At 72.1% G+C, this 22659-nt stretch carries 21 protein-coding genes and 1 riboswitch; of the genes, 8 read left to right on the plus strand and 13 right to left on the minus strand.

The genetic code is table 11. The features are described from left to right. Together ACWGN5_RS10185 and ACWGN5_RS10190 are read left to right on the plus strand one after the other, a co-directional pair. The coding region (locus ACWGN5_RS10185; RefSeq protein ID WP_453513164.1) for a hypothetical protein at positions 1-645 on the plus strand (645 nt) is incomplete at its 5' end. A gap of 132 nt (positions 646-777) precedes the next feature. Beyond that, on the plus strand, positions 778-2154 hold the full coding sequence (locus ACWGN5_RS10190) for a tannase/feruloyl esterase family alpha/beta hydrolase (RefSeq protein ID WP_453513167.1): 1377 nt from the start codon (positions 778-780) through the stop codon (positions 2152-2154). Between the two features lie 13 nt (positions 2155-2167). Here the strand turns inward: ACWGN5_RS10190 and ACWGN5_RS10195 are convergent, their stop codons facing one another. Next, a complete protein-coding gene (locus tag ACWGN5_RS10195) occupies positions 2168-2713 on the minus strand; it encodes an MOSC domain-containing protein (protein ID WP_453513170.1) in 546 nt (181 codons plus the stop codon). 83 nt (positions 2714-2796) lie between these two features. Further along, positions 2797-3885, minus strand: a complete 1089-nt coding sequence (locus ACWGN5_RS10200; RefSeq protein WP_453513173.1) for a fatty acid desaturase family protein — start codon at positions 3883-3885, stop codon at positions 2797-2799. 345 nt (positions 3886-4230) lie between these two features. On the opposite strand from ACWGN5_RS10200, the gene ACWGN5_RS10205 reads away from it, so the two are divergent. Then, positions 4231-7278, plus strand: coding sequence for a DEAD/DEAH box helicase (locus ACWGN5_RS10205; protein WP_453513176.1), 3048 nt, complete (start codon positions 4231-4233; stop codon positions 7276-7278). Continuing rightward, positions 7275-8639, plus strand: a complete 1365-nt coding sequence (locus ACWGN5_RS10210; RefSeq protein WP_453513179.1) for an SWIM zinc finger family protein — start codon at positions 7275-7277, stop codon at positions 8637-8639. The genes ACWGN5_RS10205 and ACWGN5_RS10210 overlap by 4 nt, the downstream gene beginning before the upstream one ends. On the opposite strand, the gene ACWGN5_RS10215 is transcribed toward ACWGN5_RS10210, so the two are convergent. Next, positions 8620-9603, minus strand: a complete 984-nt coding sequence (locus ACWGN5_RS10215; RefSeq protein ID WP_453513181.1) for a hypothetical protein — start codon at positions 9601-9603, stop codon at positions 8620-8622. The genes ACWGN5_RS10210 and ACWGN5_RS10215 overlap by 20 nt on opposite strands. Positions 9604-9842: 239 nt before the next feature. Then, complete coding sequence (locus ACWGN5_RS10220; RefSeq protein WP_041133111.1) at positions 9843-10697, minus strand: bifunctional 5,10-methylenetetrahydrofolate dehydrogenase/5,10-methenyltetrahydrofolate cyclohydrolase; 855 nt, start codon at positions 10695-10697, stop codon at positions 9843-9845. Positions 10698-10725: 28 nt separating this feature from the next. Continuing rightward, positions 10726-10833: riboswitch (ZMP/ZTP riboswitch) on the minus strand. Between the two features lie 92 nt (positions 10834-10925). Here ACWGN5_RS10220 and ACWGN5_RS10225 point away from each other — a divergent pair. Both ACWGN5_RS10225 and exaC read left to right on the plus strand, forming a co-directional pair. Further along, positions 10926-12248: a GAF domain-containing protein gene (locus ACWGN5_RS10225; protein ID WP_453513185.1), complete on the plus strand. Its 1323-nt coding sequence runs from the start codon at positions 10926-10928 to the stop codon at positions 12246-12248. A gap of 42 nt (positions 12249-12290) precedes the next feature. Further along, a complete protein-coding gene (exaC, locus tag ACWGN5_RS10230; protein ID WP_453513188.1) occupies positions 12291-13814 on the plus strand; it encodes an acetaldehyde dehydrogenase ExaC in 1524 nt (507 codons plus the stop codon). Between the two features lie 172 nt (positions 13815-13986). Here exaC and ACWGN5_RS10235 read toward each other — a convergent pair whose 3' ends face one another. Then, positions 13987-15381 (minus strand): tyrosine-type recombinase/integrase, encoded by a 1395-nt coding sequence (locus tag ACWGN5_RS10235; RefSeq protein ID WP_453513190.1) that lies wholly within the window; start codon positions 15379-15381, stop codon positions 13987-13989. Next, entirely contained in the window at positions 15372-15569 is a 198-nt protein-coding gene (locus ACWGN5_RS10240; protein ID WP_073224270.1) for a helix-turn-helix transcriptional regulator, read from the minus strand. Before ACWGN5_RS10240 ends, ACWGN5_RS10235 begins: the two co-directional genes overlap by 10 nt. A 948-nt stretch (positions 15570-16517) precedes the next feature. Between ACWGN5_RS10240 and ACWGN5_RS10245 the strand changes: the two genes are divergently transcribed. Next, positions 16518-16640 (plus strand): Lsr2 family DNA-binding protein, encoded by a 123-nt coding sequence (locus ACWGN5_RS10245; protein WP_453513192.1) that lies wholly within the window; start codon positions 16518-16520, stop codon positions 16638-16640. 18 nt (positions 16641-16658) lie between these two features. Here the strand turns inward: ACWGN5_RS10245 and ACWGN5_RS10250 are convergent, their stop codons facing one another. From ACWGN5_RS10250 to ACWGN5_RS10275, 6 genes are all read right to left on the minus strand, one after another. Next, on the minus strand, positions 16659-17276 hold the full coding sequence (locus ACWGN5_RS10250; RefSeq protein ID WP_453513195.1) for a nucleotidyltransferase domain-containing protein: 618 nt from the start codon (positions 17274-17276) through the stop codon (positions 16659-16661). Then, positions 17270-17767 carry a GNAT family N-acetyltransferase gene (locus ACWGN5_RS10255; protein ID WP_453513197.1) on the minus strand — a complete coding sequence of 166 codons (498 nt, stop codon included), beginning with the start codon at positions 17765-17767 and terminating at the stop codon, positions 17270-17272. Before ACWGN5_RS10255 ends, ACWGN5_RS10250 begins: the two co-directional genes overlap by 7 nt. A gap of 72 nt (positions 17768-17839) precedes the next feature. Further along, a complete protein-coding gene (locus ACWGN5_RS10260; RefSeq protein WP_453513199.1) occupies positions 17840-18313 on the minus strand; it encodes an NUDIX domain-containing protein in 474 nt (157 codons plus the stop codon). Positions 18314-18396: 83 nt separating this feature from the next. Beyond that, positions 18397-19257, minus strand: coding sequence for a WbqC family protein (locus tag ACWGN5_RS10265; RefSeq protein ID WP_453513201.1), 861 nt, complete (start codon positions 19255-19257; stop codon positions 18397-18399). Further along, positions 19226-19891, minus strand: coding sequence for a YdcF family protein (locus ACWGN5_RS10270; RefSeq protein ID WP_453513203.1), 666 nt, complete (start codon positions 19889-19891; stop codon positions 19226-19228). The genes ACWGN5_RS10265 and ACWGN5_RS10270 overlap by 32 nt, the downstream gene beginning before the upstream one ends. Before the next feature lie 16 nt (positions 19892-19907). Then, positions 19908-21011 carry a helix-turn-helix domain-containing protein gene (locus tag ACWGN5_RS10275; protein WP_453513205.1) on the minus strand — a complete coding sequence of 368 codons (1104 nt, stop codon included), beginning with the start codon at positions 21009-21011 and terminating at the stop codon, positions 19908-19910. A gap of 156 nt (positions 21012-21167) precedes the next feature. On the opposite strand from ACWGN5_RS10275, the gene ACWGN5_RS10280 reads away from it, so the two are divergent. Further along, positions 21168-22067: an ATP-binding protein gene (locus ACWGN5_RS10280; protein WP_453513207.1), complete on the plus strand. Its 900-nt coding sequence runs from the start codon at positions 21168-21170 to the stop codon at positions 22065-22067. Between the two features lie 95 nt (positions 22068-22162). Here the strand turns inward: ACWGN5_RS10280 and ACWGN5_RS10285 are convergent, their stop codons facing one another. After that, entirely contained in the window at positions 22163-22651 is a 489-nt protein-coding gene (locus tag ACWGN5_RS10285; protein WP_453513209.1) for a TrmO family methyltransferase domain-containing protein, read from the minus strand. Positions 22652-22659: the final 8 nt, after the last annotated feature.

The raw sequence follows: 22659 nt of genomic DNA on the forward strand, positions 1-22659 counted from the left end.
GCGGTCGCCGGGCTGCCGGGCTGGCCGCTCCCCGTGGCGACCGTCGCCCCCGGCGTCCCGGCCCCGCACGACCCGGAGCCGGAGGAGGGCGATCCCGCGCCTCTCGCCCCGCCCTCCGGCGAGGAGTGGGGCCCGGCGCAGCGCCGGCTGGGCGCCGACGAGGTGGCGGCCCAGTGGGAGGCCTGGCGGGCCCGGGTGGGCGACGAGAGCGGGGAACCCGCGGCCCCTCGTGTCCCGGAGCCCGCGGAGGCCGCCGGACCGCCGTCGGCCGGGGCCGGGGACCAGGGTCAGGGCCGGAACGAGGGCCAGACCCAGACACAGCCCCAGCCCGAGCCCCCGTCCCAGACCCCCGCACCCGGCGTTGCCGCTACCGGCGGCGCCGTCCCCGGCCCGTACACCGGCGTCCGGAAGGCCCTGGACGAGCTGCGCGGCTATCTGGAGGAGCCTCCGCCGGTCGGCAGGGTCCGCGCGTCCGCCGGGATGCTCCGCGCCGACGGTCCCGGCTGGTCGCTCGTGGCCAAGGCGGACGACATGGCGTTCGTCCTCCTCGACGAGGCGCCGCGCGAGGTGCTGCCCGTGACGCGGGGGCCGAAGCTGCCCGCCCTCCTCGAAGCGCTGGACGCGATGGCCGTACGCGCCTCTTGAGGACCTCCACCCGTCTCCACGCCCCATAGGACGAGGGCCCGCGGTGTGGTTCCGAGCCATGGTCCGACGGTGGTGGTGCGCCGCACGATGTGGCGCCGCACCCCTTTTCCGTCGTCCCATCGGAGGCTCACCATGCGCCTGTTCCCAGGCGTCTCCCTGTTCGCCGCGCTCCTCACCGGGGTGACCGTCCTCGGCCCCGCGAGCCCCGCCGGGGCGGAGGCGCCTGCCGCCTCGCGCTGTGCGCGTCAGGACCGGATCCATGTGCCCGGCGCCGAGCGTCAGCAGTCCGCCTGTCTGGACGACCTGACGACCACCGGGCTCGCCGGCACCCCGTACACCGACCTGGCCGACCAGGCCGGTCTGGCCTCGAAGGCGACCCGTAACCCCTCGGGAGTGCCGGGCGTCCAGATCGACGGCTACTTCCCCGACGACTCCCGCCTCAACGCCACCCACGGCTGGGCCCATGACGCGCAGTTCGTCATCCGGCTGCCCGACCACTGGAACGGCGGGCTCGTCGTCACCGGCGCCCCGGGCTCACGCCGCCAGTACTCCACGGACGCGCTGATCTCCGACCAGGTGCTCGCCCGCGGCTTCGCCTACGCCGCGACCGACAAGGGCAACACCGGCCCGGACTTCTTCACCGACGGGCGGGAGCCCGGCGACGCGGTCGCCGAGTGGAACCGCCGGGTGACCGAGCTGACGCGGGCCGCCAAGAAGGTCGTACGGCAGCGCTACGGCCAGGCGCCGGAGCGCACGTACATGACCGGCATCTCCAACGCCGGCTACCTCACGCGCTGGCAGCTGGAGAACCGGCCCGAGCTGTACGACGGCGGCGTCGACTGGGAGGGCGTGCTGTGGACGACACGCGGCCCGAACCTGCTGACGAGCCTGCCGGTGACGGTGGCCAGGACCCAGCGTCTTGCCACCGACGAGGACCTGATCGCGGCGGGCTTCGCGCCCGGCTCGCGCTTCCTGTGGCCGTACCACGAGAAGGCCTACTGGGGTCTGACGCAGAAGCTCTTCCGGGCCGAGTTCGACCCCTCGTACGACCCGGCCTGCCCCGGCTCCACGGCCGGCGGGACCGTGGAGCAGATCTTCGCGCCCTGTGCCTCGGACGCCTCCTACGACTACGCCTCCCGGCCCGCGTCCGTGCACCGCGCGGTCGCGAAGGTCGCGCTCACCGGACGGATCGGCAAGCCGCTGATCACGCTCCACGGCGACCTCGACACGCTGCTGCCGATCTCCACGGACTCCGATGTGTACGCGCGGATGATCGACGAGCGTGGCCGGGGCGGGCTGCACCGCTACTACACGGTGCAGGACGGGACGCACACGGACGGCCTGTACAACACGTATCCGGACCGGCTGCGCCCGATCCTGCCGTGCTACCGCTCCGCGTTCGACGCCCTCACGCGCTGGGTGGAGGAGGGGACGACGCCGCCCGCGGACCGCACGATTCCGCGGCCCACGAGCGGTGACGTGGTCAATTCCTGCGCTCTGGAGGGGTGAAACCCGGGACCCCTCAGACCCGCTCGAGCGGGCGGTGCGGCTCGGCCGGCAGCTCGGCCCGGATCGGGTCGCCGGGCCGCACCTCCCCGCCCGCGAGCACGACGCCCATGATGCCCGCCTTGCGCACGATCTCGCCGTTCTCGTCGCGGCCGAGGACCTGCTTGAGCAGACCATGCCGGAAGTTGTCGATCTGCGCGCAGGGGTTGCGCAGTCCGGTGACCTCGACGACGGCCTCCGCGCCGAGGTGCAGGAGGGTGCCCGTGGGCAGGGACAGGAGGTCGATCCCCCGGGTCGTGACGTTCTCGCCGAGGTCGCCGGGGGCAACCTCGAAACCGGCGCCGGCGACCTCGTCGAAGAGCTCGGCGTGGATGAGGTGGACCTGCCGCAGGTTGGGCTGGGTGGGGTCCTGCGCGACACGGGACCGGTGCTTCACCGTCACGCCCGCGTGGACGTCGCCCTCCACGCCGAGCCCGGCGAGGAGGGTGATGCCCTCCTTGTTGGGCTTGGTGAACGCGTACGTGCCGTTGCTGCTGACCGTGGTGACGGTGCCGCTGCTCATGCTGAGAGCTCCCCTTCTCTGCCGCTCCGGGCGACGACGCGCCCGCCCGGACCGATGATCACATCGCGCCTCGGTGTACGACCCTACTCGGCGGCCCCGGAACGGAGCGGCGCGCCCACCTCGTGCAGATGACCGAGGGCCTGGCGGTACGAGTCCACGAAGCCGGTCTCCGTGTACGGGACGCCCAGCGCGGCGCAGTGGGCGCGCACGGCGGGCTGCGCCAGACGGAGGTTCGGGCGCGGCATGCTCGGGAACAGATGGTGCTCCACCTGGTAGTTGAGCCCGCCGAGGAACCAGTCGGTCAGGGCGCCGCCCCGGATGTTGCGCGAGGTGAGCACCTGGCGGCGCAGGTGGCCCCAGCTGTCGCCGTCCTCGTGCTCGTCCGGCCGGTCCATTCCCTTGTGGTTCGGGGCGAAGGCCATGCCGAGGTGCACGCCCAGGAGCATCTGGTGGACGAGGGCGAAGACGAGGGCCTGGGCGGGCGTCAGGAGCGTGAGGAGAAGCGTCGCGTATCCGGCGAAGTGGGCGAGGAGGAGGGAGCCTTCGACCAGTCGCTCGCGCCGGGTGCGGAACGGGCCGTCCTTCGCGAGCAGCGACTGGATCCCGTACACCTTGAGCGCGATGCCCTCCAGGGTGGCCAGCGGGAAGAACAGCCAGGCCTGGTGGCGGGTGAGGAACCCGCGCAGACCCGTACGGCCTGCCGTCTGGTGCTCGGCGAAGACCAGGATGTCGGCGACGACGTCCGGGTCCTTGTCGAGGTGGTTGGGGTTGGCGTGGTGGCGGTTGTGCTTGTCGTTCCACCATTCCCGGCTCATGCCGAGGAGGAGGTTGGCGTGGACGAGCTGGAGGATCCGGCCGGCCCTGCGGTTCGCGGTGATCTGCGCGTGGCCCGCGTCGTGACCGACGAAGGCGGCTCGGGCGGAGAACAGGGCGAGGGGGACGGCGAGCAGCAGCGCCCACCAGGAAGGGCCGGTCAGGACGAGTCCGGCCACGACGGCGGCGATGCCGAGGAGGTTGACGACGATGCCGCGGGCGTACCAGCCGGGGCGGTGTTCGAGGAGGCCCTGTTCCCTGACCGTCCGCAGGAGCGGGCTGAACTCGCTGCCGCCCCGGGCGCGGGCGGGCGCCGCGAGGGGTGCGGCGGCCGGGGGCAGGACGGTGGCCTGGGACATGGCGGGCTCCGGTTTCTGTCGGTCGGTGGGTCGGTGGGCGCCTGTCAGAAACGTACGGATCCGTGATCGTCCGCGGCCATGGCGTCACCACCCGTCCACCGCCGGGGGCGCACCGGGGGGCGGGGGTGGGGCGAGCCCTACCCTCCAGGAGCGCCGAGCGCGTGCGGCGGTGGGTGAGTCCTCCCTCTCCACGAGCGCCGGGCGCGTGTGGCGGGCGGCCGGCCCTCCCCCTGCACGAGCGCCGGGCGCGTGTGGCGCGGATCACTCGGCGGGGGCGCACGTCCGGCGACTTCGCGGGGTATCCTCGGCGACTCGGTCGTCAGGTAGTCAAATTTGAGGAATGCGTTGTCGCTCTCGCACGGATCCCATGAACCGGCCCGCGAACCCGCCCCCCGAACACCCTCCCCCAGCCCCGAACTCCTCCTTCACTCCGCCGTCTTCCTCCCCGCCGATCCGCCCCGCGCCGGACGGGTCGCCTTCTGGTCACCGGACGGCGAGCCCCTGCCGGACGCCGCCGGCGCCGGCCCGGGCGACACGACGATCACGGTCGTGGAGGGCGACCCGCTCCGGGCCGTGACCGTCCCCGCCCGCACCCTGTCGGTACGGGACGCCCTGCCGTTGCTCGCCCGCGCCCGGTTCTCGGACACCGCCTCCCCCGCGGCCGCCTTCTGGGGTGCCGCGTCCCTGCTCGCCCTGGACCTCGTCTCGCGCGGTCTGCTGCTGCCCGGCCTCACGCCCGGCGACCACGACGCCTGGCGCGCAGGCCCGCTGGGCCCCGCGGATCTGGCCGAACTCCGCACCCTCGCCGCCTCGATGCCGCCCGAGGCGCACTCCGTACCCCTGTCGGTCCACGCAGCCTCGTCCGACGCCGTGCCCCTCGTGGGCGACGAACCGCTGCTGCTGCCCGAGCCCGAGGCGCTGCTCCGGGCGTTCGCCGACGCGGTGGCCGACACGCTGCCGCGTACCCCGGCGGCCCCGCTCGCCGCCGGCGGGCCCGCCTTCGCGGCCGACGCACCGCAGAGCCTGCCCGAACAGCGCGCCTGGGCCGCCGATGTGGCGGCGGTGCACGACGCGGGCGTCCGGCTCTCCCTCCGGCTCGAACTGCCCGGATTCCGCGCGGACCCGCAGGAGGCGCCCGCCTTCCGGGCGGTGCTCCAGCTGCACGGGGTCGCCGACCCGACCCTGGTCGCGGACGCGGCGGAGGTGTGGGCGGGCTCCGGCCGGGCCGGGGCCGCGTTCGGCCCCCGCGCGCGCATGGACGCCCTCCTCGCGCTCCGGCGCGCCGCCCGGGCCTGGCCGCCGCTGTCTCCGCTCCTGTCGGCGGCCGTGCCCGACACCGTCGAACTCGCCGACGAGGAGGTCGCCGAGCTCCTGGGCCCGGCCGCCGAGGCCCTCGCCGCATCGGGCGTCGAGATCCACTGGCCGCGCGAGCTCGCGGACCGGCTGACCGCCGGCGCGGTGATCGGCCCGCAGGAGGCCTCAGACGGGAGCCCCGGGCTCCCTGACGGTCTCGGACGGGCTGTCGACGGCACGGTGGGATCGGGCTCCGCCGAGGCGAACAGCGCCTCCGAGGCGGACGGCTCCTCCGAGACCGAGGGCGCGCGAGTCTCCGGGTCCGCCCTGCCCTCCTTCCTCGCCGCGGACTCCCTGCTCGCCTTCAACTGGCGCTTCGCCGTGGGCGACCACGTGCTCTCCCGGGCCGAGCTCGACCGGCTCGCCGAGGCCGGACGGCCACTGGTCCGGCTGCGCGACCGCTGGGTCCTCGTCGATCCGGCCGAGGTGCGCCGGGCCCGTGCCCAGCAGGACCGGAAGGTCACTCCGGTGGACGCCCTCTCCGCCGTCCTCACCGGCACGACCGAGATCGACGGGCGCTCCGTCGAGGTGGCCGCCACCGGCTGGCTGGAGCGACTGCGGGAGCGCCTCGCCGAACCCGAGGGCGGCCGGCCGGAGGTCACCCAGCCCCCGGCGCTGGCCGCGACCCTGCGCGACTACCAGCTGCGCGGGCTCGACTGGCTCCACCGGATGACCTCGCTCGGCCTTGGTGGCTGTCTGGCCGACGACATGGGCCTCGGCAAGACGATCACGGTCATCGCCCTGCATCTGCACCGGCAGACCGACCCGGCGTCCGCCGGCCCCACCCTCGTCGTCTGTCCGACCTCGCTCATGGGCAACTGGCAGCGGGAGATCGAGAAGTTCGCGCCGGGCACCCCGGTGGGCCGCTTCCACGGCGCGGCCCGCGACCTGGACGAGGTCGCCGACGGCGGCTTCGTGCTCACCACGTACGGCACGATGCGCCTGGACGCCGAGCGGCTCGCCGCCCGGAACTGGGGGCTCGTCGTCGCGGACGAGGCCCAGCACGTCAAGAACCCGTACTCGGCGACGGCCCGTCAGCTGCGGACCATCCGCGCACGCGCGCGCGTGGCGCTGTCCGGCACGCCGGTGGAGAACAACCTCTCCGAGCTGTGGGCCATCCTCGACTGGACCACGCCGGGGCTGCTCGGCGGCCTGGGCGCCTTCCGGACCCGCTTCGCCGCCGCCGTCGAGGGCGGGCAGGACCCGGCCGCAGCGGAGCGGCTCGGTGCGCTCGTACGCCCCTTCCTGCTGCGCCGGCGCAAGTCCGACCCCGGCATCGCACCCGAGCTGCCGCCGAAGACCGAGACCGACCGGACCGTCTCCCTGACGCCCGAACAGACCGGTCTGTACGAGGCGGTGGTGCGGGAGACCCTCGCGGCGATCGCCGAGGCCGACGGCATGGAGCGCCGGGGCCTGGTCGTGAAGCTCCTGACGGGCCTCAAGCAGATCTGCAACCACCCCGCCCAGTACCTCAAGGAGGAGCGGCCGCGGATCGAGGGCCGCTCGGGCAAGCTGGAGCTGCTCGACGAACTCCTCGACACGATCCTCGCCGAGGGCGCCTGCACCCTGGTCTTCACCCAGTACGTGGGGTTGGCGCGGCTCCTGGAGGCGCACCTCTCGGCTCGGGGCGTGCGCACGCAGTTCCTGCACGGCGGCACGCCGGTCGCCGAACGCGAGGCGATGGTCGCCCGCTTCCAGAGCGGTGACGTCCCTGTCTTCCTGCTCTCCCTGAAGGCCGCCGGGACGGGGCTCAACCTGACCCGCGCCGAACATGTCGTGCACTACGACCGGTGGTGGAACCCCGCGGTGGAGGCACAGGCCACCGACCGTGCGTACCGGATCGGGCAGGACAGGCCGGTGCAGGTCCACCGGCTGATCGCCGAGGGCACGATCGAGGACCGGATCGCCGCGATGCTCGACCGCAAGCGCGAACTGGCGGACACCGTCCTCGGAACCGGCGGGGACGCGCCGCCGGAACTGACCGAACTGACCGATGCCGAACTGGCGGAGCTGGTGCGACTGCGAGGGGACGGACGATGAGCGCGTACGGAGAGGCCCACGGCCACGGTCATGGCCACGGCCGTGGGGACGACGAACAGACCTTCGCGGCGCTTCCGCCGGTGCTCGGCGGCGGCTTCACCCGCACCTGGTGGGGACGCGCGTGGCTGAAGGCCCTGGAGGACTCCGCGCTCGACGGGCAGCAGCTCAAGGCGGGGCGGCGCCACGCGCGCGCGGGGGCGGTGGGCGCCGTCTCGGTGCGGCCCGGCCGGATCACGGCCCTGGTCAAGGACCGCGACGGCACGGCGTACCGCGCCGACGTGCTGGTGCGGGAGTTCTCGGAGGAGCAGTGGGAGCGGCTCCTCGGCCTCGCCGTCGACAGCGCGGGCCACATCGCCGCTCTCCTCGACCGCGACATGCCGCCGCACCTGGTGGAGGACGCGGCGGCGGCCGGGCTCGACCTGCTGCCGGGCATCGGCGACCTGGACCCGGAGTGCGGCTGCGAGGCCTGGGACCACTGCGCGCACACGGCGGCGCTCTGCTACCAGGTCGCCCGCCTCCTCGACGAGGACCCCTTCGTCCTTCTGCTGATGCGGGGGCGCGGCGAGCGCATCCTCCTGGAGCAGTTGCAGGAGCGCAGTGCGGCGCGAGCCGCCGCGCCGTCCGCGCGGGGCGGGGAGGAGACGGGCGGCGGGTTCGACGGGGCCGGCGGGATGCCCGGCGTGTCGGCCGAGGAGGTGTTCGCGGCGGCCTTCCTCGTGCCGCCGCTGCCCGCCCCTCCGGCCGCCCCGGCCGCGCCGGGGCGGCCGCCGTCCCTGGACACGGACACGCCGCCGGAGCCGGGCGTCGATCCGGCGGCCCTCGAGTTCCTGGCGCAGGACGCGGCCACGCGCGCGTACCGACTGCTCGGCGCGGCGCTGGGGGCCGGTGGCGCGCACGGGACCTCGGCGGATCCGGTCGAGGCTCCGCTGACCGTCGCTCAGGACGCGGTCAGGCTGGCGGCGGGCGCTCCCGTTCCGTGGATCGCGGGGCGCCTCGCGTCCGGTTCGGGCCGGTCGCGGACGGAGCTGGACCTGGCCACGCGCGCGTGGCGGTTCGGGGGCGCCGCCGCCCTCGCCGTACTGGAGGAGGAGTGGACGCCGGACGCGGAGGCGCTCGACCGGGCCGGGGTCCGGCTCGCGGAGGCCTGGGCGGACGACGAGCGGCCGGCGCTCCGGCGCGCGGGCGGTGCCCGGTGGACGGTCGTGGGCGCGGAGGCGCAGCTGCGGCTCGGCGAGGACGGTCGCTGGTGGCCGTACCTGAAGGCCGGGGCCCGCTGGTCCCCGGCCGGTCCGGCGGAACGTGACCCGGCGGCGGCCCTGGCGGCGGCGTTCGCCGCCGGTGCTACTGGAGGCGGTGGCTGATCGTGCCGCTCGTGGCGGCCAGGCTGCAGGCGACGGTGTCCGCGCCGAGGAGGTGGCTCGTCAGGTACGGGTACTGGGCGAAGGTCGTCCAGCGCGTGCCGAGCGGCTGCCGGGCGGCCTTGCGGCGGAGCGGTTCGCGGCAGAGCAGGGTGGCCGCCTCGCGTACGGCCTGGTCGGTGGCGAAGGTGCCGACCAGGGGGAGCCGGGCGACGAGTTCGGCGTGGTGCGGCGTGTCGCATGCGCGACGGAGGGCGGTGCCGGGCGCGTCGCGGTCGATGTCGAAGCAGTCGCCGACCCGCAGCACCTCGTAGGAGACCGGCTGTTCCTTCGCCGGGGAGCCGGCGGCCGTGGGCGTGGGGGCGGTGGGCGTGGCGGCGGTGGGCGTGGGGCCGGCCGTCCCGGACCGGGAGGGGCCCGCTGAGGTGCTGCCCCGCGGGTGCTCCGCGCGGTCCTCGGGTGCGGTACGGGTCGGCGTGTCGGCCCTCGGCGCTCCCGTCGTCGGGGCGGGGGCGGGCGATCCCGTACCGCCGGTGACGACGGGGGACGGCACTCCGACGGGGTCGCCGCCCGGTCGGCCGTCGGCGAGTCCGCCGCCCTCCGCGCCGCCCCGGGCGGTCAGGAAGGCGCCGGCCACCAGGGCGGCCGTGAGCAGCGGCACCAGCGGCACGCCGAACCAGCGGGCGCGCCGCGCCGCCGGTCCCGGCCGGGGCGCGCCGAGCCGCACGAGACGGGCCGGCCACCCGGCTTCGGCACCCGGCACGAGCTGCTCGGTGAGGCGAGGGTCGGCGCTGTGGCCGTCGATCGGTCCCGGCGCGCTCGGGCCAGGCGCGTTCAGGTCCGGCGCGCTCGGGCCGGGCGCGTTCGAGCCCTGCGCTGTCAGGCCCGGCGGGTTCAGGCCCGACCCGCTCTGTCCCGGCTCGCTCTGGCCCGGCTCGCACTGGCCCGGCTCGCACTGGCCCGCCACGTTCGGGCGTGTCGAAGGTTCCCCGCTGGCGGGACCGGACACGCCCGGGCGGCGCGGTTCGGTCGGCGGAGTGACGTTCGGCGGGTGGGGCACAGGGACCAGGATCGCCCCTCGGCGGCGGCGCGGCGGGCGTTCACCGCCCGTCGGACGCGGCAGGTACGGAATCGTGACCATCGCCGAGCGCACGCGCTCCCGCCACCGCCGCTCCCCCGTCACCGCCGCCGCCCGGTCATGACTGCCTACAGGCCGAGCTGGCGCTCCGCGCCCTCGACCGTCTGGGCGAGGAGCACGGCGATGGTCATGGGGCCGACACCGCCGGGGACCGGGGTGATGAGGGAGGCGCGCTCGGCGGCGGAGGCGAAGTCGACGTCGCCGATGTTCCCCGGGTTGTAGCCGGCGTCGATGACGACGGCGCCCGGCTTGATGTCCTCGCCCTTGATGAAGTTCGGCTTGCCGACGGCGGCGACGAGGACGTCGGCCTCGCGGACGACCGAGGAGAGGTCCTGGGTGCGGGAGTGGCAGTAGGTGACGGTGGCGTCGCGGCCGAGGAGGAGCAGACCGGCGGGCTTGCCGAGGATGGCGCTGCGGCCGACGACGACCGCGCGCTTGCCGCTGAGCTCGACGTCGTAGGCGTCGAGGAGACGCATGATGCCGCCGGGCGTGCAGGAGACGAAGCCGGGCAGACCGAAGCCCATGGCGGCGAAGGAGGCCATGGTGACGCCGTCGACGTCCTTCTCGGGGGCGATCGCCTCGAAGGCGGCGCGCTCGTCGATGTGCGGGCCGACCGGGTGCTGCAGCAGGATGCCGTGGACTTCGGGGTCCTCCGACAGGGCGGTGATGGCGGCGACGAGCTCCTCGGTCGTCGTCTCGGCGGGCAGCTCGACGTGCTTGGAGCGGATTCCGGCCTTCGCGCAGCGGTTCTGCTTCATCTTCACGTACGTGACGGAGGCCGGGTCCGCGCCGACGAGGACGGTCGCGAGACACGGGGTGACGCCGGTGCGGCGGGTGATCTCGGCGGCTCGGGCGGCGGTCTCCTCGACCGTGCGGCGGGCGAGGGCCGTACCGTCCATGAGGGTGGCGGTGCTGGTGGACATGGCTGCTCCTGGGCGTCGTCTCTGACCGGTGGTTCGCCCAGGCGCACGGCATCGGCACGGTCGCGCCACGGGGGCACGCTCCGCCGGGCCGCTCCCCGGTGGTGATCCACCTCAAGCGCCAGTCACGGCCCGAGCCCCACTCTACGTGAGCGGTCGGGGGCCGGTCCCGGACAGGGTGCATATGCCGTGGTGCGGGGTGGCTTGTCGGCGGCCCGCGGGCGCACCACGATGAGCGCGACGGGCCGGGACGACCTCGACGAGGAGGCCGAGTTGAACGATGCGCGGGTGGGCGGGGAGCCACGGACGGAGCGGGCGCCGGCGGGGGACGTCGGCCCGACCGGGGAGGCCGGCCGGCCCACCCCGGACGCCCGCCCGCTGGTGGCCGCGTCCTGGCGCCGGTCGGTGCGCGCGCGCGTGAGCCCCGACGGGGCGGCGCGGGTGGAACTGGACGAGGACGAGCTCGCCGCGTACCGGGACGAGCACCCCCTCTCCGCGGCGATGCCGGTGATCCGGGAGCTGATGGGGGCGTACGCGACGGACGGGGAGCACCTCCTCGCGGTCTGCGACGCGGCCGGGCGGATGCTCTGGGTGGAAGGGCATCCGGGGACCCTGCGCAAGGCCCGGGGGATGAACTTCGTGGCCGGGGCCCGCTGGTCGGAAGCGGCAGCGGGCACGAACGCCCCGGGTACCGCCCTGGCCGTCGACCGTCCCGTCCAGGTGGTCTCCGCGGAGCACTTCCGGCACTCGGTGCGGGCCTGGACCTGTGCGGCGGCCCCCGTGCACGACCCGCGCACCGGACGGGTGCTGGGCGCGGTCGACATCACCGGCGGGGAGCGGCTCGCGCACCCGCACAGCCTCGGCTTCGTCCAGGCGGTGGCGCGCGCGGCGGAGTCCCAACTGGCGCTGCTCGGGCCCGCCCCGGATCCGGACCGGCTGCGGCTGTCGGCGCTCGGCCGGGACGAGGCGGTGCTGTCGGTGGGCGGGCGGCGGTTGCGGCTCAGCCGCCGGCACAGCGAGATCCTGGTGGTCCTGGCGCACCGCCCGGAGGGCGTGGGCGGCGACGAACTCCTGACCCTCCTGTACGAGGACGAGTCGGTGACCCCGGTGACGCTGCGGGCGGAGCTGTCCCGGCTGCGTGCGCTGCTCGGTCCGGACGCGCTGCGGTCGCGTCCGTACCGGCTCTCGGGGGCGGTGGACGCGGACTTCGCGACGGTCGACCGGCGGCTCGCCTCGGGGGCCGTCGCGGCGGCGGCCGGGGACTACGCGGGGCCGCTGCTTCCCGCGTCGACCGCGCCCGGGGTCGTACGACTGCGGGAACGGCTCGCGGACCGGCTGCGGGCGGCGCTGGTCGACCGGGGTGATCCGGGGCTGCTCGCCGACTGGGCGTACAGCGCCTGGGGCGAGGACGACGTGGTGGTCTGGCGGGCGCTGTGCGCGGCGGTACCGGCGCCCCAGCTTTCTCCCGTACGGGCGAGGCTGGACGCCCTGGAGTCGGAACTGTCCGCCGGTGCAACGGACTTGCAACGTAGGCGCCCGCACACTCGGGCGTGAGCGCCGGCCAGGGACGGCCGGCGCGTCCCAGGGAGGCCATCCATGACCCGTTACGCCGCACCCGGTACCGAGGGCGCGCTCATGTCGTACCAGGCCCGCTACGACCACTGGATCGGCGGCGAGTACGTCGCCCCGGCGGCCGGCCGCTACTTCGAGAACCCGAGCCCGGTCGACGGCAGGCCCTTCACGGAGGTCGCGCGCGGCACCGCCGAGGACGTGGAACGCGCCCTCGACGCGGCGCACGCGGCGGCCCCGGCGTGGGGGCGGACGGCTCCGGCCGAGCGGGCGGCGGTCCTGCTGCGGATCGCGGACCGCATGGAGAGCAACCTGGAGGCGCTCGCGGTCGCCGAGACCTGGGACAACGGCAAGCCCGTCCGGGAGACGCTGGCCGCGGACATCCCGCTCGCGATCGACCACTTCCGCTACTTCGCGGGGGCGCTGCGGGCCCAGGAGGGTGCGCTGAGCGAGATCGACGACGACACCGTCGCGTACCACTTCCACGAGCCGCTGGGCGTGGTCGCGCAGATCATCCCGTGGAACTTCCCGATCCTCATGGCGGTCTGGAAGCTGGCCCCGGCGCTGGCCGCCGGCAACGCGGTGATCCTCAAGCCGGCCGAACAGACCCCGGCCTCGGTGCACTTCTGGCTGAGCCTGGTCGCGGACCTGCTGCCGCCGGGCGTCCTGAACGTCGTCAACGGCTTCGGCGAGGAGGCGGGCAAGCCGCTGGCGTCCAGCCCGCGGGTGGCGAAGATCGCCTTCACGGGCGAGACGACGACAGGCCGCCTCATCATGGGGTACGCCTCCGAGAACCTGAAGCCGGTCACCCTCGAACTCGGCGGCAAGTCCCCCAACATCTTCTTCGACGACGTGTGGGCGGCGGACGACGACTTCCGGGACAAGGCCCTGGAAGGCTTCACGATGTTCGCCCTGAACCAGGGCGAGGTCTGCACCTGCCCCTCGCGCGCCCTCGTCCAGCGCGGCCACTACGCCGACTTCCTGGAAGCGGCGGTCGCCCGCACGGAGAAGATCGTCCCGGGCCACCCCCTGGACAAGGACACGATGATCGGCGCACAGGCCTCCGCCGACCAGCTCAAGAAGATCCTCTCGTACCTGGAGATCGGCCAGCAGGAGGGCGCGAAGATCCTGACGGGCGGCCAGATCGTCGAACACGGCGGCGAGTTGTCGGGCGGCTACTACGTCCAGCCCACCATCTTCGAAGGCGACAACCGCATGCGGATCTTCCAGGAGGAGATCTTCGGCCCGGTGGTGGCGGTGACGTCCTTCACCGACTTCGACGACGCGATCCGCACGGCCAACGACACCCTCTACGGCCTCGGCGCCGGCGTCTGGACCCGCGACACGAACACCGCCTACCGCGCGGGCCGCGCGATCCAGGCGGGCCGCGTCTGGACGAACTGCTACCACGCCTACCCGGCCCACGCGGCCTTCGGCGGCTACAAGCAGTCGGGCATCGGCCGAGAGACCCACAAGATGATGCTGGAGCACTACCAGCAGACGAAAAATCTGCTGGTGAGCTACTCGCCGAAGAAGCTGGGCTTCTTCTAGCGGCACGGAAGAAGGCGCCTGACCTGGGGTTTTCCCCGGGTCAAGTGCCTTCTTGGAGCGCTCAAGCCTTTCCATGGGGGAGGCGTCGAAATACCCCTCTTCTTCCAGTTCATCCCACCCGTATCCCAGTCCTGACCAGCAGTTCCGGGCCATACACGGGCCAGATTGCGGCTCAGCCCTTGGCGCTGCTGTCCTCGCTGCGCTGGCTCCACTCCTGCATCGACTCCTCGATGAGCCGGTTGGAATGCTCCTGAAGACCGTCCAGGAACTTGGCGTAGTACTGGAAGAGCACTTGGATGCTCTGACCAGCCCGGCGCGCGCATTCGGCAGGATCCACGCCGGAGTGCAGCCAGAACGAGATCCCGGCGTGCCGGAGGTCATAGGGCCTCTTGGCTAGCAGCGTCGGCTGCTCATTGGTAGCCAGGACCTTCTTACGAGCCCGCTCCCACGTCTTGCCGTAGGCCGCTGCATCAACGTAGCCGCCGGCCTCATTGCGAAACACTCGGCCATCGGACGCAACGCCGAAGCGATCGACGTGTTTTCGCAGTGTGTGCACGAACGACGGCGGTATCGGCACGGGACGTGTGGCCTTGACGGCTCGCCGCTTCAAGGAGTGCACTTCGTGGACCGCGCCATCGTCCGTCCACTCCTTGCCGGCCGTGACGACACCTCCGCTCAGGTTGAGCATGCCCCAGCCACTCTTCGGCAGATGGCACTGTGAGATCTGCAGGTGGATGACCTCCGCCGGACGCATGGCCGCGTAGTACATGCAGCCGAAGAACGCCTCAAGGTGCGGGCCGCGGCCCTGTTGTTTGCCAACAGCGGTCAGCAGGCGAGCAACCTGGGTCGGGTTCGGCACGCAGGCCGGGTCCACTTCCTCGCTCACCCCAGGAGCCTGCCACTTGACCCTTGCGAGCGGATTCTCCGCGAAGTATCCCTTGTCGACGGCAGTTCCGAGGACCTCGCTGAAGGCCGATCGCTTCCGCAGGGCGGTCTTCGCCGCGGCGGACTCTCCGTCGACCTTCCGGCCGAGCGCGTCCAACGCCCTGCGCACGACGTCTGGTTCCATCAGCTCACTGACGGGCAGGGAGTGCCGCTTCATCCAGTCGAGGGCATGCTGCCATTCGGCGGACGGCTCACTCTCCCAGGCTCGCTTGTTGAACGCCCATGAATACAGCGCGCGCCGCAGAACCCTCGGCTCCGAGTAGCACGCTTCGCGCCTCACCAGCGCGGGCGTGATGGTGGCGAGTGCATCAGCGAGGGTACGACGGGTGTTGCCAGGCGTTCGGTCCCATCGCTCATCGATGTAGGCATGAGCCAGGTCGTACCAGGTGGTCCGCTGCCGAATGGCGCGGATCTCGGAGGCCGGCAGACCAGTCTGCTCGTCGAACGCCTCACCGTCACGCGCGGCCGTCATGAGCTTCGCTCGTCGACTCTCGGCCAGTCCCTTGGTGATGAAGGACTCCGACCGCTCGCGGCCGTTGACCGTCCATCGGACCTCGAACGGCTTGCGACGCTTCGGCCGCTCCCGGATATCCCAGAAGCGGACCTTGTAACTCATCGCCATTCAGGCGTATCCCTTTCGCACGCCTGCCACCAGGCGTCAAGGTCGGCACGACGGCAGCGGAGTTCGCCGTTCGGCAGCTTGATCATTCGAGGAGCCTGGTTGCGGGCACGCAGACGGTAGAACGCCGAGGGACTCATGCGGATCTCCGCCAGGACCTCAGCGAGTTTCAGCGCAGGGGGACGAGCCATTTCTTCCTTTCAGTCGGGGACAGGAAGGGCTACACAGGTGCAAATCGCAAGGAAGCACTGCGTAGTCCCGGGACAGTGCGTCCGTCGGCTCCACTACCAAGCACGGCCGATGCGGACGAACATCAATGGTCGCGAGGATCGCCGGTTTGGCCAACCGGCGATCGTGGGCTATGTTGCGCGCCCCGCGCCGATGAGCTCGCAACACCTTGGATCACCAAATAGGCCAGCCGCGCAGGCGCAGACGCACAGTCGGCGGTGACCGCGCCTTCGCCACCAGAAATTTTTCCGGACCATGCGCTCAATCCGCCGCGAACAAAGAGGACAGGGGCGAGAAACGAGCAGATCAAATAGCGGGATCAGACACGCGAACCTCCTAGGCAGGAACCACTCCAGACCGCCAATCGCACAAGTCTGGGATTTCCATATCTTCCTCCCTGCCCGTCGAGCAGCTCCTCGTCCGACTTTCATCTTCGGGACGTTGTACATTGACATGGCCCCAGCCGAGGTTCCAGTCTTTTGCCGTCGGTTCTCGTCTGCCGTGGGCGAATGTGCACTATCAATCCGCCGGGAAGTCGACCACTTTGGGAGCGATAAGAACTGCCCCGCAAATAGACATACGAGGGTCGCCGTCGCGCGATCCGCGGTCGCTGTCCGCTATTGCTGTGGTGTGGTGTGGACCGGACGAGGGATTGATCCAGGGCAGGCCAGGAAGATGCACCAGACGTTCGGGAAAATCCCCGCATCCTCGCCTGCGGATGCGTCATGATCACGGGCATGCACCCTCGCGACGAAGAGATATGGCGGGCCATCGACCAGGGCCTCCGGGCGATCGACTGGAAGGCTTGGTTCGGTTGTCCGGAGGGCGCCGACTATCTCTCCCCCGCAGGTCACGAGGTGACCGCCGCGCGCCGCCGACCAGAGCCCTAAAAGACCGCGACGACACCGGCAGTGGCCGAGGTGCGGCGGTGGGCCAAGGACCAGGGCATGGACGTGCCACCGCGAGGCCGACTCCACAGCGACGTCTGGGATGCCTGGCACGAGGCCCATCCCCACGCCCAGCCGGTCAGCTGAGCCGGCGCTGCGACGGACTCAGCACCTACCGCCGAGCTGCTCGATCCACGGGTGCGGCCCGTACGTGCTGCCGATCGACTGCACGAGCCATGCCCGCTGTCCGGCGTCGAGGATCGGCAGCACCGCGGCGAAGTCGAGCGCGTCCCTGGGCCGCGGCTGCTTCGCCTTGTAGTAGAGCTGGATCTCCGGCCGCAGGTAGGGGATGCCGGCCGCGGAAACTGCCCCCAGGTCCGCGAGGCCGTACCGCACGTGGCGGTCCCGCCTCGACACCCATTCGTCGCCCTCGGCCTCGTCGAGCATCACTTGAATCCGCCACGGCGCCGACGCCGTGGGTCGGGACCAGACGTCATGCACGCCGACCGGTAGCAGCTCGCCGGGCCGCCAAGGCCGCAGGTTCCCGGGCGGGTCAGCAGCCCAGCACTGCCACCCGGCGAGTACCTCCTGAACAGCGAGCTGGTCTCGGCGCAGCATGAGGACGTCGATGTCGTGGTGCTCGCGGAACGACCGGCCTGTGGCGAGCTCGATGGCATGACCGCCCGCGATCCACCATGGGACAGCCGTCTTCGAGAACAGCGTGGCGACCTCACTCAGCGGTGCGGGCTGCCAGTCCTGCCCGGGGGTCTGGCCGATCACCATTCGCGGCTCGCGCTCGGTGCGCGCCAGATCATCGCGACATCGGGCCGGACAACGAAGCCCATCGTGTCGTACAAGGGGCGGCCGTCCGCCGAGGCGTACAGATCGATGACTGTGCAGCCCTGTCCGGCTAGCCAATCACGCGCGGCCGTGACGCAGGCCCGGCCGTATCCACGGCGGCGGTGCGCCGGGTCGGTGGCCACTGACCCGATGTGCCCGGCATAGGGGGCACTGTTCCCCGGGCTGGGGAGTCGAGGAGTGCAGGTTCCTGCGGCGCACGCGGCCAGGCCGCCTCTCCCGGTGTCAACGACGAAGATGGCGAACAGCGGGTCGTCGAGGCGCTGGGCGAATGCCGCCGTGCAGTCCGCCGCCCATCGCGGGGCCGGCGCTGTACCAGGCGACCCAAACATGATCCATCGCAGCCTGACCAGCTCGGGCGCATCGGCGACCACGGCCCGACGGGCCAACTCCCGGACTGGCATGCGTTCTTCCATTCTCAGAGATTTCAGCAGCGTGCGGCTGGTGCCCGGTACTGCGCACCGGCCGCATCCACGTGTCGCCGGCACTCATGCGGATGGCCAGGCGCATTCGCTGTACGTGACGCCGTCGGCGATGTGCTGCAGCGCGACCGCGAGGTACGGAGGCAGAGGCACGGGAAGGCTGCTGGGCTTGCACCACTGCCAGCCCTCGCACTTGTCCGGCTCGGGGTTCCCGATCTGGCCGTGCCAGCGGTCGACCTCGAAGAAGAAGGCGATCCGCCGTGACCCATCGTGGGTGGAGACGTGGTGCATCAGGTGCACGAACCGCACGTCGGAGAGGTCGACGGTGGTGCCCGTCTCCTCGGTGAACTCCCGGGCGGCTGCCAGCGTGGCGGGCTCGTGTTCCTCCATCAGCCCGGCTGGTACCTGGTACATGCCGGGAAACACCGGCTGACTGCGGCGTCGCCCCATCAGAAACTCGTCGCCCCGGCGGACGATCAGGTGAACGTCGGCGTAGTGAGCGGCGTACGCACGGCCGGACTCTGCGGTCTTCTCAGGCATGGCTCTCCTCCGATCGTCAAGGCGGGTCACGCTACAGGGCACCTCCGTGACGGGCGGCCGATTTCGGCCCCGGCACTATCGGCCTATGGACGGGTGGCGATCAGGGCTTCGGTGCGGATGTGCTCCTCGAACTTCCGCGATGCGCACGACACTTCCACCCGGTTCGCCGCCCCGTGCCCAGGCAACGGCTTGGGCGAGGCCCGGGCGTCGGTGAAGGCCCGGAGCTGGGCGGCCAGGTCAGCGGGACCGAGGTGGGCCATGGCCCACAGTGCGGTGACGCGCCGGGCGGAGGCCCAGATGCCGGCGGCCGGGGGCAGGAACGGGGCGACGGTGATGCCGCGGGCGGTGAACGGGGCAAGGTCGAGATAGGTCATCCCGCCGGTCCCGCACAGATATGTGCCGGCCCTGGCCTCGTTGGTTAGGTCAGCGAGCCGCTGGGATCGGCCCGGCCGGGTGGGCAGCCGGCTGGCGGTCAGGACGCGGCCCTGCCAGCCGAGGAGGTCCAGCAGGACACGGGTGGACGTCTCGGCGACGGCTGCGGTCCGGCCGCTGTCGAATGCGGCCCAGACAGGCTCCAGAACCGTCTGGAGAGCAGCCCAGTGAGGGCTGGTCCGGTATTCCTGCCGGATCATCGCCGCGGTTCGTCGCCTGGCCAGGGCGGGATCGGCGATCAGAGCGTCCCGGATGGAAGTCTGGCGGCCCTGGGGCAGGTGGGTGGGGATGGACAGCCACCTCCATCGATCCGCGTCCTCCAGGGCCGCCAAGCGGGTGCGGTGCTGGTAGTCGCGGCGGGTGAACTGGACGTCGTCGAGGACGATCCAGGTGTCCGCCGCGAACAGCTTGGCCAGCGTCGTCAGCCTCGGGAACAGATTGGGCTGGTGGATCGCACACAGCCCGCCGGAGGCGGGCTGGTCAGGAGATGAGGCGGCTGGTGAAGCCGTCACGGATGAGGGACTCGTATGCAGCATGCACGTCCTCCGGGACATCCTGGGCGATGGCGAAGCCCTGCTTCGGATACTCGATCACTCGCTGGAGATCGCCGACGAGCATGTCCACCACGAGCTTCTCGTCGCCGATGCTCTTGAAGTAGTCGTCCAGCTCGAGCGGTTCCGACGCGCACACGATCTCGACGTCGGGCCACAGCTTGCGGGCGGTGGCGAAGGACCGCCTCTCCATATAGGGCTTGGAGACCAGCAGCACCGTCGTCGGGACGATGCCGGCCGCGGCCAGCAGCTCGCGGGTGAGGGTGATGTTCTGGCCGGTGTTGGCGGCGTTCGGCTCGACGAGGATCGCGGCGTCGGGGACGCCGAGTTCGAGCGCGTGCTCGCGGAAGTGGACGGCCTCACCGCGGGGGAACCGAGCCCGAGTGGTGGGGCTGTTGCCGCCGGTGAACACCAGCGTCGGGAACAGGCCGCGATGATAGAGGTCTGCGGTGGCCGCGGCGACGCCGAGGTCGTGGCTGCCCAGGCCGATCGCCACGTCGGTGGGCCGCAGCTGGTGGCCCATGAGGTGGTAGTCCCAGATCAGCTTGGTCCGGCGCCACTGGTCCTCGGTGATGGTCTGCTGGTTGTCGCCCACGCTGGTCTCTCCCTGGTCACCGGATGACGGGGCCGGACGGCCCCGTGCTCATGGCCTTGATGTTCTCGATGCTGGCCAGCTGGTGGGACAGCCCGAAGCGGGCGGCCATGTTCGCGGCCTTGTCGAGGACGTGAAGGCCATCATCGCGGGTCGCGGGGTCGCTCAGCAGGATGTGGCCGTGGGCGGTGTCCAGGCGGACCTTCTGCATGGGGGCGTCGGTGGTGGCGGTGCCGCGGGCGACGGTGATGAAGTGCAGGGCGGAGGAGAGGTCGCCGGCGCCTCGGTGGGCCAGAGCGATCTTCTGGTGGGCCACCGACCAGTCCTCCGGTTCGGCGAGGTCCTCGAAGTCGCGGGTCGCGGCCAGCATCACGCGGGTCGCGTAGTCGTGCTGGCCGTCCTTGCTCAGCGCGGTCCCCACCCACAGTCGGGATCTGGCCCGGTCGCGGCGGGAGAGCCGGTCGTCGACCGCGAGGTGCTCGTACTGGCCGGCGGCTGTCTCCAGCTTCCCGGACATCTCGGCGACGACGGCCAGGGACAGGTCGAGCTGGGCGATCCGGCGGGGGATGTCGAGCTGGGTGAACAGCGACTTGGCGGTGACATACGAGCGCTGGGCGGACAGCGGCCCGACCACGCTGCCCTGGTCGCGCTGGAGGTCGCCGAGGAGGGCGGTCGAGCGGGCGAAGAGATACAGGCCCCGATCATCGAGCCTGAGCGGGGTGAAGCGGCTGGTCCACCTGCTGATAAGGCTCTCGGCGAAGGTGAAGTCCTGCCGGGACAGAGCAACCACGGCCCGGTCGAGGTCGTCGGTCCACGACTCGTACTCCCAGGCCAGCGGCCCGGCAGGCGTCACCCGCCGGTCTGCAGTCTCGGTCCCGGGGCGTCCGGTTTCGGACAGGAACGTCTCGAACCGCAGATGGGCGGCGGCGTCCGCGCGGGCCAGCGCCGTGTCGAGGATCGCCTGGGTATCCGGGCGGGGCTCGGTTAACGCCTGGAGCTTCTCCCACTTGGAGACGGTCCTCACGCCGACGCCGAGATGTTCGGCGAAGGCGCGGACGCTCAGCCGCAGCGCGAGCCGGAGTGCCTTGGCCTCCAGCCCGGTCCAGTGGTGCACGGTCGCCACACGTCGCTCCCTTCCCGCCGTCATCGAAGCACGTCGGGCCGGGGCGGGGGGACGCAAGTGCCACGGAAGTGCAACAGGCGGTCATTCCCCCCTGGTTAGGGCCAGGCCAGGCTGACCGGTGATACCAGTTACCGGACCTTTGGATGGTTGCGAACGATGGAGCCCCTCACCGAGCATCGCGGCGTCAGCGGCCCGGTCGTCTATGGCTTCCTGAGGCTGGTGCGGGGCTCCCGGGCCCGTCAGGACGCGCTGCACGACGCTCTGGCCGAGTACTGCCGTCGGCACGAGCTCGCCCTGCACGGGGTCTTCACCGAACGGACGGCCGACACCGAGCGGTCGGCCGCGTTCACCGGTCTGCTGGACGTCCTGGAACTGCACGGCACGTACGGCGTCGTCCTGCCCGCCCTCTCGCACCTCGGGCCGAAGGCGATAGCCGCCCCCCGCCAAGCCCGGATTACCACCTCCGGCGCCCGGCTGCTGCTGGTCCGGGGCCCTCGCTCGGATGCCTCCGGCCTTGCTGGGGCCAGGCCCCACGAGCCCGCCGCCGCAGCCCCGCCCCCGCCATGGACCACGACACGTGAGGCCCCCATGCCTGAAGCGACACAGAGGTTCTTCGAGCACCAACCCGAATCGGTCAAAGCAGCACGTGACTTCACCACCCGGACGCTGACGGCATGGGGCCTGGAGGACACCAGCGACATGCGCCTGGTCGTCTCGGAACTCGCCACGAACGCGCTCGCCCACGGCAGTGATGCCGAGCACGGTTTCCTCGTCCGCCTTGAGCCCGACGCCGACGGGATCCGCCTGGAAGTCCACGACAGCCGCAACGCGCGCCAGCCCCAGCTCGAACCCGCCAGCTCGGCCTCGGCGGACGAGACCGGCCGGGGTCTGGTGATCGTCACCGAACTCGCCGACCGCTGGGGCATCGAACCCCGCCGGCCACGCGGGAAGATCGTCTGGACCCACTTCCCCACCACCCCGCCGGCCCTGCCATCCGAGCCGTTCAGGGCCTGCGATCCCACCACGCCCGCATCATCTCGACCGGAGCGCCCATGAGCCCATGGGAGCGCAGCAGCCTCGCACTCCGGTCCAGGCCCCTCGTCGGCAGCCGTCCGCCTGCTCCCGGCATCAGCTCGGGAACGCGGTGCGCCTCAGGGGCGCTCGCCGGCGTCCTTCCAGTAGTTCTGCAGCATGTCGGTGGGCCATTCGGGCTGGTGGACGGAGCCGCGGGGCAGCATCTCGCGGAAGACTGGTGCCAAGTCGATGACAGGAGTGCCTTCGTCGGCGTCGAGGTCCGTGACGTGCAGGTCTCGGCCTTCCACTCGCAGCAGCCGGGGGTACGAAGTGCCGATGCGGGCCGGGCGGCGGTGGTTTCGGTGTACGAGCCCGCCGGTGGCAGGCCAGTCCGGGTTTCCTCGCGGGCTTCGCGGTTCGAACTCGACGTCGCTGTCCGAGCCCAGGCTGAAGTGCCAGATCACTTCGAGGTGGCTGAACTCGTCGATGCCTTCCAGGGCACTCTCGGGGATGCTCGGGACGAGACGGATGATCGACTCGACGCCACCCTTGTAGTCGTCGAGGCGGCCTGTCTGGCCTCCGACGACGGTGGCGATCACGGGCACCTGAATGTACTCGTTGAACACGCGCTGCC

It is taken from the genome of Streptomyces sp. NPDC055815 (genome assembly GCF_053616475.1).

What these genes read in the sequence shown, in the direction of transcription:
- ACWGN5_RS10235 (WP_453513190.1), bottom strand. Translation starts at nt 15,381, where the DNA reads ATGGCGATGAGTTACAAGGTCCGCTTCTGGGATATCCGGGAGCGGCCG.
- ACWGN5_RS10200 (WP_453513173.1), bottom strand. Translation starts at nt 3,885, where the DNA reads ATGTCCCAGGCCACCGTCCTGCCCCCGGCCGCCGCACCCCTCGCGGCG.
- ACWGN5_RS10210 (WP_453513179.1), top strand. Translation starts at nt 7,275, where the DNA reads ATGAGCGCGTACGGAGAGGCCCACGGCCACGGTCATGGCCACGGCCGT.
- ACWGN5_RS10190 (WP_453513167.1), top strand. Translation starts at nt 778, where the DNA reads ATGCGCCTGTTCCCAGGCGTCTCCCTGTTCGCCGCGCTCCTCACCGGG.
- ACWGN5_RS10240 (WP_073224270.1), bottom strand. Translation starts at nt 15,569, where the DNA reads ATGGCTCGTCCCCCTGCGCTGAAACTCGCTGAGGTCCTGGCGGAGATC.
- ACWGN5_RS10255 (WP_453513197.1), bottom strand. Translation starts at nt 17,767, where the DNA reads ATGGAAGAACGCATGCCAGTCCGGGAGTTGGCCCGTCGGGCCGTGGTC.
- ACWGN5_RS10195 (WP_453513170.1), bottom strand. Translation starts at nt 2,713, where the DNA reads ATGAGCAGCGGCACCGTCACCACGGTCAGCAGCAACGGCACGTACGCG.
- exaC (WP_453513188.1), top strand. Translation starts at nt 12,291, where the DNA reads ATGACCCGTTACGCCGCACCCGGTACCGAGGGCGCGCTCATGTCGTAC.
- ACWGN5_RS10280 (WP_453513207.1), top strand. Translation starts at nt 21,168, where the DNA reads ATGGAGCCCCTCACCGAGCATCGCGGCGTCAGCGGCCCGGTCGTCTAT.
- ACWGN5_RS10260 (WP_453513199.1), bottom strand. Translation starts at nt 18,313, where the DNA reads ATGCCTGAGAAGACCGCAGAGTCCGGCCGTGCGTACGCCGCTCACTAC.
- ACWGN5_RS10225 (WP_453513185.1), top strand. Translation starts at nt 10,926, where the DNA reads ATGAGCGCGACGGGCCGGGACGACCTCGACGAGGAGGCCGAGTTGAAC.
- ACWGN5_RS10250 (WP_453513195.1), bottom strand. Translation starts at nt 17,276, where the DNA reads ATGGTGATCGGCCAGACCCCCGGGCAGGACTGGCAGCCCGCACCGCTG.
- ACWGN5_RS10220 (WP_041133111.1), bottom strand. Translation starts at nt 10,697, where the DNA reads ATGTCCACCAGCACCGCCACCCTCATGGACGGTACGGCCCTCGCCCGC.